At 55.8% G+C, this 15,241-nt stretch carries 20 protein-coding genes; all 20 read left to right on the plus strand.

Annotation, left to right across the window (positions count from 1 at the left end; translation table 11 throughout):
- Window positions 1-3 precede the first annotated feature (3 nt).
- Complete coding sequence (locus NQ564_RS11490; RefSeq protein ID WP_157632066.1) at window positions 4-255, plus strand: hypothetical protein; 252 nt, start codon at window positions 4-6, stop codon at window positions 253-255.
- 13 nt (window positions 256-268) lie between these two features.
- Window positions 269-1,030 (plus strand): ParA family protein, encoded by a 762-nt coding sequence (locus NQ564_RS11495; RefSeq protein ID WP_008151308.1) that lies wholly within the window; start codon window positions 269-271, stop codon window positions 1,028-1,030.
- 4 nt (window positions 1,031-1,034) lie between these two features.
- Complete coding sequence (locus NQ564_RS11500) at window positions 1,035-1,430, plus strand: DUF3408 domain-containing protein (RefSeq protein WP_008151310.1); 396 nt, start codon at window positions 1,035-1,037, stop codon at window positions 1,428-1,430.
- Window positions 1,427-1,813 (plus strand): DUF3408 domain-containing protein, encoded by a 387-nt coding sequence (locus NQ564_RS11505; RefSeq protein WP_008151312.1) that lies wholly within the window; start codon window positions 1,427-1,429, stop codon window positions 1,811-1,813. The genes NQ564_RS11500 and NQ564_RS11505 overlap by 4 nt, the downstream gene beginning before the upstream one ends.
- A 2-nt stretch (window positions 1,814-1,815) precedes the next feature.
- Window positions 1,816-2,529, plus strand: a complete 714-nt coding sequence (locus tag NQ564_RS11510) for a hypothetical protein (protein ID WP_008151314.1) — start codon at window positions 1,816-1,818, stop codon at window positions 2,527-2,529.
- A gap of 167 nt (window positions 2,530-2,696) precedes the next feature.
- Entirely contained in the window at window positions 2,697-3,008 is a 312-nt protein-coding gene (locus NQ564_RS11515) for a DUF4134 domain-containing protein (protein ID WP_008151316.1), read from the plus strand.
- A 45-nt stretch (window positions 3,009-3,053) separates the two neighbouring features.
- Window positions 3,054-3,389, plus strand: coding sequence for a DUF4133 domain-containing protein (locus NQ564_RS11520; protein WP_008151318.1), 336 nt, complete (start codon window positions 3,054-3,056; stop codon window positions 3,387-3,389).
- Complete coding sequence (locus tag NQ564_RS11525) at window positions 3,386-5,896, plus strand: TraG family conjugative transposon ATPase (protein ID WP_227963146.1); 2,511 nt, start codon at window positions 3,386-3,388, stop codon at window positions 5,894-5,896. The genes NQ564_RS11520 and NQ564_RS11525 overlap by 4 nt, the downstream gene beginning before the upstream one ends.
- Before the next feature lie 34 nt (window positions 5,897-5,930).
- Complete coding sequence (locus tag NQ564_RS11530; RefSeq protein ID WP_008151325.1) at window positions 5,931-6,344, plus strand: DUF3876 domain-containing protein; 414 nt, start codon at window positions 5,931-5,933, stop codon at window positions 6,342-6,344.
- A gap of 27 nt (window positions 6,345-6,371) precedes the next feature.
- Window positions 6,372-7,016 carry a DUF4141 domain-containing protein gene (locus NQ564_RS11535; protein ID WP_008151327.1) on the plus strand — a complete coding sequence of 215 codons (645 nt, stop codon included), beginning with the start codon at window positions 6,372-6,374 and terminating at the stop codon, window positions 7,014-7,016.
- Between the two features lie 3 nt (window positions 7,017-7,019).
- On the plus strand, window positions 7,020-8,045 hold the full coding sequence (traJ, locus tag NQ564_RS11540) for a conjugative transposon protein TraJ (RefSeq protein ID WP_008151330.1): 1,026 nt from the start codon (window positions 7,020-7,022) through the stop codon (window positions 8,043-8,045).
- A 124-nt stretch (window positions 8,046-8,169) separates the two neighbouring features.
- Window positions 8,170-8,793 carry a conjugative transposon protein TraK gene (gene traK / locus NQ564_RS11545; protein ID WP_008151333.1) on the plus strand — a complete coding sequence of 208 codons (624 nt, stop codon included), beginning with the start codon at window positions 8,170-8,172 and terminating at the stop codon, window positions 8,791-8,793.
- Complete coding sequence (locus NQ564_RS11550; RefSeq protein ID WP_008151335.1) at window positions 8,793-9,059, plus strand: TraL conjugative transposon family protein; 267 nt, start codon at window positions 8,793-8,795, stop codon at window positions 9,057-9,059. Before traK ends, NQ564_RS11550 begins: the two co-directional genes overlap by 1 nt.
- Window positions 9,056-10,144 (plus strand): hypothetical protein, encoded by a 1,089-nt coding sequence (locus tag NQ564_RS11555; protein ID WP_008151338.1) that lies wholly within the window; start codon window positions 9,056-9,058, stop codon window positions 10,142-10,144. The genes NQ564_RS11550 and NQ564_RS11555 overlap by 4 nt, the downstream gene beginning before the upstream one ends.
- A gap of 19 nt (window positions 10,145-10,163) precedes the next feature.
- Window positions 10,164-11,486: a conjugative transposon protein TraM gene (gene traM / locus NQ564_RS11560; RefSeq protein WP_227963260.1), complete on the plus strand. Its 1,323-nt coding sequence runs from the start codon at window positions 10,164-10,166 to the stop codon at window positions 11,484-11,486.
- Window positions 11,487-11,540: 54 nt separating this feature from the next.
- Complete coding sequence (traN, locus tag NQ564_RS11565; protein ID WP_039848311.1) at window positions 11,541-12,533, plus strand: conjugative transposon protein TraN; 993 nt, start codon at window positions 11,541-11,543, stop codon at window positions 12,531-12,533.
- Window positions 12,530-13,087 (plus strand): conjugal transfer protein TraO, encoded by a 558-nt coding sequence (locus NQ564_RS11570; RefSeq protein ID WP_008151342.1) that lies wholly within the window; start codon window positions 12,530-12,532, stop codon window positions 13,085-13,087. The genes traN and NQ564_RS11570 overlap by 4 nt, the downstream gene beginning before the upstream one ends.
- Before the next feature lie 10 nt (window positions 13,088-13,097).
- Window positions 13,098-13,991: a toprim domain-containing protein gene (locus NQ564_RS11575; protein WP_008151344.1), complete on the plus strand. Its 894-nt coding sequence runs from the start codon at window positions 13,098-13,100 to the stop codon at window positions 13,989-13,991.
- A gap of 5 nt (window positions 13,992-13,996) precedes the next feature.
- A complete protein-coding gene (locus tag NQ564_RS11580) occupies window positions 13,997-14,506 on the plus strand; it encodes a DUF3872 domain-containing protein (RefSeq protein WP_008151346.1) in 510 nt (169 codons plus the stop codon).
- The gene (locus NQ564_RS11585; RefSeq protein WP_008151349.1) at window positions 14,506-15,024 is read left to right on the plus strand and encodes a lysozyme; all 519 of its coding nucleotides are present in this window, start codon (window positions 14,506-14,508) and stop codon (window positions 15,022-15,024) included. The genes NQ564_RS11580 and NQ564_RS11585 overlap by 1 nt, the downstream gene beginning before the upstream one ends.
- Window positions 15,025-15,241 lie beyond the last annotated feature (217 nt).

The raw sequence follows: 15,241 nt of genomic DNA on the forward strand, positions 1-15,241 counted from the left end.
GGAATGTTGGGAATGTTGGGAATGTTCAAGAGTGGACACCGGTCAAAACGCAAAGGAAATGGCGACAAGGTCGGGCAAAGAACGCCACAAGCTGCCACGACAACGCCAAATGCTGCCACGCAACGGCAAAGAGATACAACCTTGGCGAAAGTCATTTTCCTTTGCAGGCGGAATGGTTGGCACGCCGGACTACCTGCCCGTTTGCGCGAGTGGATGGCTGCCGACCGGACCAAGAAACGGATGTCTAACAAATAAAAAAGAAGAAAGCATGAAAAAAGAACCTTTGTTCATCGCCTTCTCCACCCAGAAGGGAGGGGCAGGCAAAACGACACTCACCGTGCTGATGGCGAGTTACCTGTATTACGTGAAGGGGTATGATGTGGCGGTCGTGGACTGCGATTACCCCCAGTTCAGCATCAAGGACATGCGCGAACGCGACCTGAAAAGCATCGAGCGCAACCCGTACCTGCGCAAGATAGCCTACGAGCAGTTCAAGCGCATCGGCAAACGCGCCTACCCGATTGTGGGGAGCCGTCCCGGCAACGCGATTGAAACGGTCAGGCCATTTGTCGAGTCGGCGACACCGCCCGACTTCATCTTCTTCGACCTGACGGGTACGGTGAACAACCTCGACCTGATCCGGACGGTGGCGACGATGGACTACATCTTCTGCCCGATAGCCGCAGACCGTTTCATCATGGAAAGCTCGCTGAAGTACGCAAGCGTCATCAACGACACGCTAATCACCACAGGCAAGTCGAACATCAAGGGCATCCGCCTCTTGTGGAACATGGTGGACAAGCGTGAGAAGACCGACCTGTACGACATCTATGACAAGGTGATCGCCGGGATGGGGCTTGAAGTGCTGGACACCTGCCTGCCCGACAGCAAGCGTTTCCGCAAGGAAGGCTCGGAGGAAGGAGACCGCCCGTTCTTCCGCTCCACGCTGCTGCCGCCGGACAAGGCGTTGGCGAAAGGGAGCGGCATCGATGCCCTCGCGGAGGAAATACTCGGCATCGTAAAACGTTGAACCGATGGCCAAGAAACTCGATGTGGATATTGACCCCGGCAAGTTCCTGGACTCGTTCCGCCCGGAAATGCCCGCGCCCGCCGCCCATGAAAATGCCGGAACGGATGGAGACGCCCCGGGCGGGGCGACAGGAGAAACGGAAAAAGTGCCAGCGAAAGCGAAGAAAGAGGTGGAATATCTGAAACGCTTCCTTCATGCACCGAAAATCCCCGTGTGTTCGGGCAAGACCGCCTACATCCGCAAGGGCTACCACGAGCGGATACAGCGTATCGTGCAGGTCATTGGGAAGAACGGGCTTACGCTGTCGGTCTATGTGGACCGTGTGCTGGAGCAGCACTTCCGCGAATACGAGGAAGTGATCCGCCGGCTTTACAAGAAGAATTACGAGGACATTTATTGATTTTATTCACCCTAAAAAACGAAAACAAGATGGGATTTTTTAATTCGAGAACAAAGAAAAGGGGGAACGGCAGCCCGAAGGCGGACACTCCCCAAGTGAAGAACCTGGAAACGGCGGACGTGGTCATCCACATCGTGGACGACACTCAATTGGAAAAGGCGGCGGAGTTCCTCCGCTATTTGACACCTAGGCAAGGGGCGCACCGCCAGTGCATTTACCTAAGCCGCGAGATGCACGGGAAACTGTCCCGTATCGTGCGGACATTGGGCGGGAATGCCAGCACCATCGGCGGGTACATTGAGAACGTGCTGGAAGAGCACTTGCAGACCTATGGGGACGACATCAACGCCCTGCTACGCCGTGAAACCTCGCAGCCGCTTTGATTATGGCCGAGCTGTTCATCGTGCTGATGATGGCCTTCAACCTGTGGATGGTCATCTACCTGACTTGGGAACGCCGGGAGGAAAGCGTACCCAAAGAGGGCAAGGAAAAGGATGTGGGCATACCGGAAAGGTCCGGCGACATCATGGGGAAAAGCCTGTTCCGGATGCCTGAAAGGAAACCGCAGGCTGCCGCATCGGTGCCCGATGCCACCCGGCAAGTCTCCGGTGAGGAGGTGGACGAAAAGGATGTGGCTTTTGACGATGAGACGGCCTCCCTCAATAGCCGGCTTTCGGGAGCCAGGCCGTCGCGCCAGATTCCCGATGAGGAACTGGACGACGTGTTTGCCGACAAGCGTGTTTCCGACATCGGGGCGGAATATGACGAAGACGGGGATTATGACGGCGACCCCCATGAAGCGGGCGGATTGACCTTCGAGGACATCGACCTTGCCATGCGGACGGCGAAGAAGCCGAAAGCCACGCAAGAGGAACGCCGCCACGCCGGAATGGTGTTCTGCGACATGAAGGGCAACGAGCTGTTCGCGATGATAGAAAAAAGTTCGGAAGCGACCCGCAAGAAACTGGACGAGCTGATGGACTTCTATCTGGACTCCGTGTCAGCGTTACAGGCAAAACCAGCACCAACGGTTATGCCCCCAAAAGTGCCCAAAGTTCCGGACAGCTTCGAGAACTTCAACATCCGTGACTATGTATAACAAGTAAAAACGTAACAAGATGCGAAGAAAATCGACTACGGCTAAACCGTCGGCTTGCCACCGAAACCACTAAATCCAACAACGGGCAGAAACGCCCGCAAATTAAAAACAAGTATCAACCGCCAAAGGGAATATCCGACCCGGAGGCACAAAAACAAGTAACGATTATGACAAAGACATTGAAGAAAAAGCAAATCATCCTCGCAGCCCTTCTGCTGGCTGCAAACGTCCAAGTATTCGCACAGGGCAACGGCATGGCGGGCATCACCGAAGCCACCAGCATGGTCACTTCCTACTTTGACCCCGCGACGAAACTTATCTACGCCATCGGCGCGGTTGTCGGGCTTATCGGAGGCATCAAGGTGTACGGCAAGTTCAGTGCAGGAGACCCCGACACCTCCAAGACCGCCGCAAGCTGGTTCGGCGCGTGTATCTTCCTGATTGTAAGCGCGACCATCCTGCGCTCATTCTTCCTTTAACAAACGGGCATCCGCTATACATATATAATAATAGGTATAAGGACAATGGCTGAATACCCCATCAACAAGGGCATCGGTCGTCCGGTGGAGTTCAAGGGCTTGAAGGCGCAGTACCTGTTCCTGTTCGCGGGCGGGCTGCTCGCCGCCTTCATCCTCTTCGTCATCCTCTACATGGCGGGCGCAAGTCAATGGCTCTGCATCGGTTTCGGCACCGTATCGGCTTCCTCGCTTGTGTGGCTCACGTTCCGGCTGAACGCGAAGTACGGCGAACACGGGCTGATGAAGCTGGGCGCGGCACGGATGCGCCCCCGCCATGTGCTCCACCGCAGACGGGTGTCCAATCTGTTACAACGAAAAAAGAAGAAAGGAAGAAACGTATGAGAAATGTAATGAAAGCCACCACGCTGGAAAGCCGCTTCCCCCTGCTCTCGGTGGAACACGGGTGCATCGTCTCGAAAGACGCGGACATCACCGCCGCCTTCGAGGTGGAGCTGCCGGAGGTCTATACCGTCACGGCGGAGGAATACGAGGGCATTCATGCCGCGTGGTGCAAGGCGATAAAGGTGCTGCCCGACCACTCGGTGCTGCACAAACAGGACTGGTACGTGAAGGAGCGGTACCGACCCGACCTTGGCAGGGAAGGCATGGGCTTCCTCGCCCGCAGCTACGAGATGCACTTCAACGAGCGTCCGTTCCTCCACCACAAATGCTACCTGTTCCTGACGAAGACCACGAAGGAGCGCATGAGGCAGCAGAGCAACTGGAACACGCTGTGCCGTGGGCATATCGTGCCGAAGGAGATACAGGACAAGGAAACGGCGGTGAAGTTCATCGAGGCGGTGGAGCAGTTCGCGCGTATCCTGAACGATTCGGGGCATATCAAATTGCGCCGTCTCTCCGATGACGAGCTTACAGGCACGGACAAGGAGACGGGCATCATAGGCAGGTATTTCGCGCTCTCTTTGGACAACGCGGACTGTCTGGAGGACATCGAGATGACGGCAAGGGAAATGCGTGTCGGCGACAACCGCCTGTGCCTGCACACCCTGTCGGACACGGAGGACCTGCCCGCTGCGGTGGCCACGGACTGCCGTTACGAAAGGCTGTCCACCGACCGATCGGACTGCCGCCTGTCCTTCGCCGCGCCGCTGGGACTGCTGCTGCCCTGCAACCACATCTACAACCAGTATGTCTTCATCGGCAACAGCGACGAGGAACTGCGCCGCTTCGAGAAGACGGCGAGGAACATGCAGTCACTCTCCCGGTACAGCCGCCAGAACGCGATCAACCGCGAGTGGGTGGAGGAATACCTGAACGAGGCGCATTCGCAGGGGCTGAAGTCCGTCCGCGCCCACTTCAACGTGATGGCATGGAGCGATGACGCGGAGGAGCTGAAACGCATCCGGAACGACGGGGGCAGCCAGATGGCAAGCATGGGCTGTGTGCCACGCCACAACACGACGGACTGCCCGACGCTGTTCTGGGCGGGCATCCCCGGCAACGCGGCGGACTTCCCGGCGGAAGAGTCGTTCCACACGTTCATAGAGCAGGCGGTGTGCCTCTTCGCGGGCGAGACCAACTACAAGGACTCTCCGTCCGCCTTCGGCATCCGCATGGCGGACCGCATCAGCGGCAAACCCCTGCACATAGACATCTCCGACCTGCCGATGAAACGGGGCGTGACGACCAACCGCAACAAGTTCGTGCTGGGGCCTTCGGGCAGCGGCAAGTCATTTTTCATGAACCACCTCGTCCGCCAATACTTTGAGCAAGGCTCCCACGTGGTGCTGGTGGACACGGGCAACTCCTACCAAGGCCTGTGTGAGATGATACACCGCAAAACGAAGGGGAAGGACGGCATCTACTTCACCTACACAGAGGACAAGCCCATCTCGTTCAACCCGTTTTACACGGACGACGGGGTGTTCGACGTGGAGAAGAAGGACAGCATCAAGACGCTGCTGCTGACCCTGTGGAAAAGCGAGAACGAACCCGCCACGAAAACGGAGTCGGCGGAACTGGGCAGCGCGGTGAACGCCTACATCCTGAAAATCCAGCAGGACAAGGACATCACACCGTCGTTCAACTCGTTCTACGAATACATGAGGGACGTGTACCGCAAGGAGATGGAGGAACGCTACATCAAGGTGGCGAAGACGGACTTCAACATCGACAACTTCCTGACCACGCTCCGGCAGTATTACAAGGGCGGACGTTACGACTTCCTGCTCAATTCCACGGAGAACATCGACCTGCTGCACAAGCGGTTCGTGGTCTTCGAGATTGATGCAGTGAAGGATAATGCCGAGCTTTTCCCCGTAGTGACGATTATCATCATGGAAGCGTTTATCAACAAGATGCGGCGGCTCAAAGGCGTCAGGAAGCTCCTGATTGTGGAAGAGGCTTGGAAGGCCCTTTCCTCGGCGAACATGGCATCCTACATCCAGTACCTCTACAAGACGGTCAGAAAATACTTCGGCGAGGCAATTGTGGTGACGCAGGAGGTGGACGACATCATCAGCTCGCCCATCGTCAAGGAGTCCATCATCAACAACTCGGACTGCAAGATACTGCTCGACCAGCGGAAGTTCATGAACCGCTTTGACCAGATACAGTCCCTCTTGGGGCTAACGGAAAAGGAGAAGTCGCAGATACTCTCCATCAACCAGTCCAACGACCCGTCGAGGCGGTACAAGGAGGTCTGGATAGGCTTGGGCGGTACACAGTCGGCGGTGTACGCCACGGAGGTGTCCATGCACGAGTACCTCGCCTATACGACGGAGGAAACGGAGAAGATGGAAGTCCGCGAACTGGCGGAGAAGCTGGGCGGCGACATGGAAGCTGCCATACGGCAGATTGCGGAGAAACAAAAAGAAGAAATGCAGTAAACCAATTATTCATCCTTAAAAATTGAAACAGAAAATGAACATTGAACTGACAAAGACACAACGGCTGCTGCTGTGCGGCGGCATGATAGGCTTGGCGTCGCTGATGCTGCAAGCCTGCGAGACGGTAATGAAAGAAAACGAAGACATCCGCGAGAAGATTTGCGGCAACTGGGAAAGTGTGGAGGGAAAGCCCGACATACTGGTGTACAAGGAGGGCACGCTCTACAAGGTGACGCTGTTCCGCAGGGCGGGCGTCCGCCGGAAGCTGAAGCCGGAGACCTACCTGCTGCAAAAGGAAGCGGACGGCAACCTCTACATGAACACGGGCTTCCGCATCGACGTGGTGTACAACGAGGAAACGGACGTCCTGTCTTTTTCGCCTAACGGCGACTATATCCGGGTGAACACGGATGAAGCCATTGGCGGAGAAAATAAAGAAGAACAATAAAAACAATGACCACTAAATCCAACGTGAATGAGAACAAGACAAAAACTGAAAATGCCATTGGTGGCGGTCTGCCTGTGCCTCACGGGTGCAGGCACGGCAAACGCCCAATGGGTGGTGTCCGACCCCGGCAACCTCGCGCAGAGCATCATCAACTCCGCCAAGGAGATGGTGGAGACGGCGGGCACAAAGGCGAACACGCTCAACGGCTTCTTGGAAACCAAGAAAGTGTTTGAACAGGGAAAGAAGTATTACGACGCACTGAAATCCGTGCATGACGTGGTGAAGGGCGGCGTGAAAGTGTCGAAAAGCATCGGGCTGGTGATGGAAATCTCCGAGATATACGTGGACAACTACCAGAAGATGCTCTCTGATGAGAACTACACGCCGGAAGAGCTTGCAGCCATATCGTCAGGCTACGCCATGCTGATAGACGAGAGCTCGGACGTGCTGCAAGACCTGAAGAACGTGGTGAACGTGACGGGGATGTCGCTCACGGACGCGGAACGGCTGGCTATCATCGACAACGCCTACCGCAGCCTGATGAACTACCGCAACCTCGTGCGCTACTACACGAACAAGACCATCTCGGTGTCCTACCTCCGGGCGAGAAAGAAGAACGACATGGACCGGGTGATGGGTCTGTACGGCAATCCCAACGAAAAATACTGGTAGGCCATGGGAGAGTTCGACAACCTTCACCAGATACTCCTTTCGCTCTACGATGAGATGATGCCGCTGTGCGCGGACATGACGGGCGTGGCGAAAGGGCTTGCTGGGCTGGGCGCGCTGTTCTACGTGGCGGTGCGCGTGTGGCAGTCGCTCGCCCGCGCCGAGGCGATAGACGTGTACCCGCTACTCCGCCCCTTTGCGCTCGGCTTGTGCATCCTGTTCTTCCCGACCGTCGTGCTGGGCACGATGAACAGCGTGCTAAGCCCCATCGTACAAGGCGTACACGGCATCCTTGAAGAACAGACCTTCGACATGAACGAGTACCGGGCACAGAAGGACAGGCTGGAATACGAGGCGATGATGCGCAACCCGGAAACCGCCTACCTCGCCAGCGACGAAGAGTTCGACCGCCAGCTGGACGAGCTGGGCTGGTCGCCCTCGGACTTGGTGACGATGACGGGGATGTACATGGACCGGGCGGCGTACAACATCAAGAAGACGGTGCGCGACTGGTTCCGGGAACTGCTGGAACTGATGTTCGCCGCAGCCACGCTCATCATCGACACGCTCCGCACGTTCTTCCTCGTGGTGCTCAGCATCCTGGGTCCGGTAGCCTTCGCCTTTGCCGTATGGGACGGCTTCCACTCGACGCTCTCGGCGTGGTTCAGCCGCTACATACAGATTTACCTGTGGCTTCCCGTATCGGATTTGTTCAGCACCATACTGGCGAAGATACAGATCCTGATGTTGCAGAACGATATACAGGCGATGCAGACCGACCCGAACTTTTCGGTGGAGGCGAGCAACGGGGTGTACATCGTGTTCCTCATCATCGGCATCGTAGGCTACTTCACCATCCCGACGGTAGCCGGATGGATCATCCAAGCCGGGGGCGGCATAGGCAACTACAACAAGAACATCAACACCGCCGGGGCTTTGGGCGGCAGCGTGGCAGGAGCCGCCGCAGGGAACGTGGCGGGTCGCGCGGGAAAGCTCATCAAGGGAACGGCGGGAAAGCTGTTCCGAAGATAAGTCCGGAACTCATCCTGCATCAGTCCGGAACTGATGGTACATGAGTCCGTAACTGATGTCATGCAGGTCTGCGGCTGGTGCGGGATGGCTTCCAATTACAAACCAATAAAAACGAAAAAGAAAAATGGAATTCAAATCACTCAAGAACATCGAGACGAGCTTCCGGCAGATACGTCTGTTCGGCATCGTTTATACGGTGGCCTGCGCCCTCGTGGTGGTCTGCTCGGTGGTGTGCGCCTTCCGCTTCGCCGAAGCGCAGCGGCAGAAGATATACGTCCTCGACGGGGGCAAGAGCCTGATGCTCGCGCTCTCGCAGGACCTGTCGCAGAACCGCCCGGCGGAAGCAAGGGAGCACGTGCGCCGCTTCCACGAACTGTTTTTCACCCTCTCGCCGGAGAAAAGCGCCATCGAGCACAACGTGAAGCGTGCCCTGCTCTTGGCGGACAAGAGCGCGTACAACTACTACGCCGACTTCGCCGAAAAGGGCTTCTACAACCGCGTCATCGCCGGGAACATCAACCAAGTGCTTCAGGTGGACAGCGTGGTGTGCAATTTCAACCGCTATCCCTACGAGGCGCGGACATACGCAAGGCAGATGATTATCCGCGAGAGCAACGTGACGGAACGCACATTGGTGACCGCCTGCCGCCTGCTTAACGCAAGCCGCTCGGACGACAACCCCAACGGCTTCACCATCGAGGGCTTCACGGTATTGGAGAACAGGGACATCCGGACGATAGAACGATAATGCGTATGGGAAAGATGAAAAATCTCATTGAAAAGTGGACCACCCGTTTCAAGACGGAATTGCGCGGGAAGCTGGACGCCCTGCCACCAAAAGCGCGGTTAAGAATAGTCATTGCGGCGTTTGCCGTGTTCGCTTCGCTCTGCCTCTATATGACCGCCACCGCCATTATCGGCTTCGGCAAGGGTGAAAAGGCGTTGAAGATACGGCACATCGAGAAGTTGGAAATATATAATAAGGTGTATCACTCAAATTTGAATCCACAATGAAATTATCAGATTGGATATGGGAAAAGATGGAAAACTTGCAGGATGCCGGATTCCGATGGAAACCGACCTTGAAGTTCTGCCATCAGGTGCTTCGCCTAGATTACAATGCCATTGCCGATTCCATCGTAAGGAACGGGCATCGTCCGGCAATTACGGAGGAACAGGCAAAAATACTTTGGGATTACCGTTTCTTCCGGAATCTGGACCAGACGGAACGCAGCGGCTGGCACAAGGTTATGGATGTACTGCAACAAACCGATTGGGGCAAACAGCAGGTCTGGTTGTTGTCCGGATTGAAAATGGGGAATGAAACACTTCCCCAAAAACTGAATGCCATGTACACGCTGCTTTGCAGTGCCCATACGGGTAAAAGCCATACCCTATGTCCTCTGCCCAATCCGGAAGAAGTGGCTACCGCCCATAAGCTGGTAGGGTATTGCATGAAGGACGAGGAACTCGACTACTTGAAGCGGCTTGCCCTGCATGGGGAATATCCGGGAGACCTGACCGCCATCAGGCATGGTCTGATGGATATGTACCAAAAGATAGAAGACCTCGAATGGGAACGGGCCAAGGAAATGCGTGCGGACAATCACTGGTCGGCGGACTCCATTGATGCGGCCATCCAGGAGGAAAAAGGACGGATTATGCGCAGTGCCTCCGATTTGTACGAGCAGAAAGTGCAAGGCAAGTTCCCGGATGACTACCGGAAAGCCCTGCACCGGGAACGGATGGTGCTTCACGGACTCTCTCAAAAGGGATGGGACGGGCAGACAAAAATTCCGAAGCCTCTGTTGGTCAAGTATGGGTTGGCGGAATCATTCGGCAAGATAAGCGATGCGTTGCTGGATTACGTAGTCCGTTGTGACTTGGGGGATGATACGTACCCTAAACGTACAATAGGGCATCATAACCGTATCATTAAGGAGCAGTCCCGGATAGGACTGGAACACTTGGAGCAGAGGTTGTTTCCGGATAAAAACAAACCGAAGCTCCATCCGACTGCCTTGGGTACGCATAAAATGCCCATTCGCTTACAGAATCAGGTAAGCAAAGAGAATAAAGGAATAAAAATCAGACTTTGACAAGCTAATTGAACTGATGATGGAAACAAAAGAACAGAAAAATGAAACGAGAACAAAAGAGAAGAAGCCGCTGACCGAACAACAGCGTCAGCAAAGGCAGAAGATGCTGGTCTATCCGCTGATGGTGCTGCTGTTCGCCGGGTGCATGTGGCTCATCTTCGCTCCCTCCTCCGAGGACAAGGAGAAAGCGGAGCAAGGACAGGGATTTAACACGGACATGCCCCTTCCCGAAGACTCCAAAATTATCGGGGACAAGGCGAAAGCCTACGAGCAGCTGGATTTGGAAAACAAGCAGAAGGAACGCCGTGGCATGGTGGGCGACCTGTCCGCCTTTTGGAACGACGGTGAAAAAGATGGTAGCGACACCGTATCGGATGACTACCGTCTGACACGGACGGACACGCCCGAAAAAGAAACAGAGGATGAAACACAGGCAGGTATCTGCACTTCCGCAGCCGCCTATGAGCGGCTGAACACCTCACTCGGCACGTTCTACGAGCCGCCGAAGGAGGACACGGAAAAGGAGGAACTCCGAAAGCGCATCGACGAACTGGAAGCCATGCTTGTGGCGCAGGAGGGCAAGCCGTCCACGATGGAGGAACAGGTTGCCTTGCTGGAAAAGTCCTACGAGCTGGCGGCAAAGTACCAGAATGGCAACAATGCCGGGCAAACCGCGCAACCCGAAGAAGCGGAAAGTTCTGTCAGTACAGGTGAAAAGACCAAGAAGGCTGAACCCGTAAGCGATGTGAGGCGGACGGTGGTGTCCGCCCTGCCGCAGCCCATGACGGACTCGGCATTCATCGCGGACTATTCGGGGGAACGCAACTACGGCTTCCACACCGCCATCGGTGCGGAGGAAACGACGGGGAAGAACACCATCGCCGCCTGTGTGCAGGGCGACCAGACGCTGACGGACGGGCAGACGGTGAAGCTCCGGCTGCTGAAGCCGATGCGTGTGTCGGGCAGGATAATCCCACGGAATACGACCCTCGTTGGCGTGGCACGGTTGCAGGGCGAAAGGCTCGGCATCAACATTACCTCGTTGGAGCATCAGGGGACCATCATCCCGGTGGAACTGGAGGTGTACGACAGCGACGGGCAGGCGGGCATCTTCATCCCCGGTTCGATGGAGATTGACGCGGCGAAGGAAATCGGGGCCAACATGGGAAGCTCGCTCGGCAGCAGCATCAACATCTCCACCGACGCGGGGGCGCAGCTCGCCTCCGATTTGGGGCGAGGGGCGATACAGGGCATATCGCAGTACATCTCGAAAAGGATGCGCACGGTCAAGGTGCATCTGAAATCGGGGTACAAAGTATTGCTCTACCAAAACAAGGAATAATAACAACCAACAAACCAATTTTTAATCACCACTAAATCCAAAGTAAAAATGAGTATCAAGAAAGTAATGATGATGTTTGCCCTTTTGACGGGCATCGCCTGTGCGACCTATGCGCAGGGAGTGACGAACGACAGCACCGCCACCGCCAAGGAGGACGGGCTGAAACTGACGAAAGAGGTCTATCCGCAGGAAGAAGAGGACGGCGACCTGTACCACGGCCTGACGAAGAAGCTGATGTTCGACCGCATGATACCGCCGCACGGTCTGGAGGTCACGTATGACAAGACCGTCCACATCCTGTTTCCGGCGGCGGTGCGCTACGTGGACTTGGGTTCGCCCAACCTGATTGCGGGCAAGGCGGACGGTGCGGAGAACGTCATCCGCGTGAAGGCGACGGTAAAGAATTTCCGCAGCGAGACGAACATGAGCGTCATCACGGAAGACGGGTCATTTTACACATTTAATGTGAAATACTCCGACGAGCCGCTTATCCTGAACGTGGAGATGAAGGACTTTATCCACGACGGCAGCACGGTGAACCGTCCGAACAATGCGCAGGAAATCTACCTGAAGGAATTGGGCAGCGAAAGCCCGATGCTGGTGCACCTCATCATGAAGTCGCTGCACAAGGAGGACAAGCGCAAGGTGAAGCACATCGGCTGCAAGCGTTTCGGCATCCAGTACATCCTGAAAGGTATTTACGTACATAACGACCTGCTGTATTTCCACACGGAAATCAGGAACCAGAGCAACGTGCCTTTCGACGTGGACTACATCACGTTCAAGATTGTGGACAAACAGGTGGCGAAGCGCACCGCCATGCAGGAGCAGGTGCTGTTCCCGCTCCGCGCCTACAACTACGCCGTGCGCGTGGCAGGCAAGCAGTCGGAACGCACGGTGTTCTGCCTGCCGAAGTTCACCATCCCCGACGGCAAGCGGCTCGTGGTGGAGATGAACGAGAAGGACGGCGGGCGTCACCTGACGTTCACCGTGGAGAACGAGGACTTGGTACAGGCCGAAACCATCAACGAACTGCGTGTGCGATGAAAGCGAGAGTCCTTTTCCTTGCAATGCTTCTGTCCGTCCTTTGCATGGGACGGGCGGAAGCCCAACGGTGCCTGCCGAAGATGCGGGGCATCGGGTTGAAAGCCGGGCTGAACGAGGCGGACGGCTATGTGCTGGGTGCTATGCTGTCAAGTTACGCCAAAGGCGGCGACAAGTGGGTGTACGGGGTGGAATACCTGAAAACCAGCCATTCCTACCGGACGAAAAGCATCCCTGCGGCACAGTTCACGGCGGAGGGCGGTTACTACTACAACTTCCTGTCGGATGCGAAGAAGGTGGTGTTCTTCTACGTTGGCGCATCGGCCCTTGCCGGGTACGAGACGGTGAACTGGGGCGAGAAGACGCTGTACGACGGGGCGAGGCTGAACAACAGGGACGCCTTTGTCTATGGCTGCGCCGCCACGCTGGAAATGGAGGTGTACCTCGCGGATTTCATCGCATTGACGGCTTCGCTGCGTGAACGCTTCCTGTGGGGCGGCAGCATGGGCGTGTGCCACACGGAGTACGGGATAGGTATCAAGTTCATCATCAACTGAATGTGCGCCTATGGACATAGAAGCGATGAAACACTATCCGCTGGAGGACTTCCTTGCGCGGCTGGGGCATCATCCCGTGCAAAGGCGTGTCAATGCCATCTGGTACAGGTCGCCGTACCGGGAGGAACACACGCCTTCCTTCAAGGTAAACCCGGAGAAGAACCTCTGGTTTGATTTTGGCGAGGGCAAGGGCGGCAACATCTTCGCCCTTGCGGGGGAGTTCATCCAAAGCGGCGACTTCCTCACGCAAGCGAGATATGTGGCGGAGGTGGCGGACATGCCGTTGCGGGACTATGAGCCGCGACATTATCCCGAAGTGCGGCAATCCGCCGGGCACAGCTTTGAGGATGTGGAAGTGCAACCCTTGCAGAACCGGGCGTTGCTCCGTTACCTGCAAGAAAGGGGCATACCGTCCGCCATTGCCATCGCGAACTGCAAGGAGATGCGCTACACCACGCACGGGAAGCGGTATTTCGCCGTGGCTTTCGGCAACGAGGGTGGCGGCTACGAAATACGCAACCCGTTCTTCAAGGGCTGTGTTCCGCCGAAGGATGTCACCCTGCTGTCGGTCGGCTCGGATGCCTGCAACGTGTACGAGGGCTTCATGGACTACCTCTCCGCCCGTGTATTGGGCATCGGTGGCGGGGAGGACCACCTTGTCCTCAATTCGGTGTCCAACGTGGCGAGGGCGTACCGGCATCTGAACGGCTACGGGAGGGTGCTGTGCTACTTTGACAACGACGAAGCCGGGCGGCGGACATTGGAAGCCTTGCGCACACGCTACGGGGAAAGGGTATCGGACTGCTCCGGCATCTACGGCGGATGCAAGGACTTGAACGAGTACCTGCAAAGCCGCCTGAAACAAAACGAGAAAAACAACAAGAATATTAAACTTAAAATGTAACAGATATGAACATGAACAAATTGAACAATACACGGAAAGCGAAAAGAAATAGAATGAAATCATTGGCAACCCTCTGTCTGGGCCTGCTCCCCATCGGCTTCACCGCCTGCGATGACGGTTTGGACGTGACGCAAGCCTACCCGTTCACGGTGGAGACCATGCCCGTGCCGAAGGAACTGGCGCAGGGCGAGACGGCGGAAATCCGCTGTGAACTGGTGCGCGAGGGCGAGTTTGACGGGGCTGTCTATACCATCCGCTATTTCCAATACGACGGGGAAGGCACGTTGAAGCTGGATAACGGCTTGGTGTTGCAGCCCAACGACCGCTACCTGGTGGAGAACGAAAAGTTCCGCCTGTACTACACCTCGGAGTGCGACGAGTCGCAAAGCCTGACCGTTACAGTGGAGGACAACTTCGGCAATGCCTGCGAGTGGGAAGTGGCGTTCAACAACGACTCGGACGCGGAAACGGAGGAAGGCATCGCCGTGCCGGATACCTTGAATACCAACCGATAATGCGCAAAGCATTGTTTCTGCTGCTGGCAGCTGTCCTTTGCGGCAGCCTGCCGGCACAAGGCACGGACGGTATGGCGGAACTGCTGGCTCAATTCAATGGCCATCCGAAAGCAGGCATAGCCATTGAACTGATTAAAAAATACGAAGGAATGCACGACCGTTCCGATTACCCTTACTACGGCTACGGACATCGCAGGTTGCCAAACGAAAACCTCTCCTACGACATGACGGAAGAAGAGGCGGAAGCCCTGCTCCGCAAGGATTTGGCGGTGCGCTACAAGCTGTTCCGTAGGTTTGGCAAGGATGCGCTGCTCCTTACTGTATTGAGTTTCAATGTAGGACAAGGGGTATTGCTCGGTCACGGCGGACATCCGAAAAGCAGGCTCGTCCGCAAGCTGGAAGCCGGAGACCGTGACATTTACAAGGAATACATTTCTTTCCGCTGTTGGAAAGGCAAGCCCGTCCGCTCGATAGAACGGCGGCGCAAAATGGAGTTCCTGCTGCTGTATGAACCGTAATTAGAACTGACATTATGACAAAAGGTGTGTCGTTGTATGAAATGGCACACTTTTTGTTTAATCATCATCGAAATCTGTGGATTTTCTCGTTCATTGATATAGTTGAACCTCTTTTGCCTTTGGAGTTCCAATGTGTTTGGTATATAACAAACGCAGTAGAGAATTGTTATAAACTGGTGTCTAACATTAAAATTATTATGACTATGGTAAAAACATT

The organism is Parabacteroides johnsonii DSM 18315 (assembly GCF_025151045.1).
Lineage (GTDB): Bacteria > Bacteroidota > Bacteroidia > Bacteroidales > Tannerellaceae > Parabacteroides > Parabacteroides johnsonii.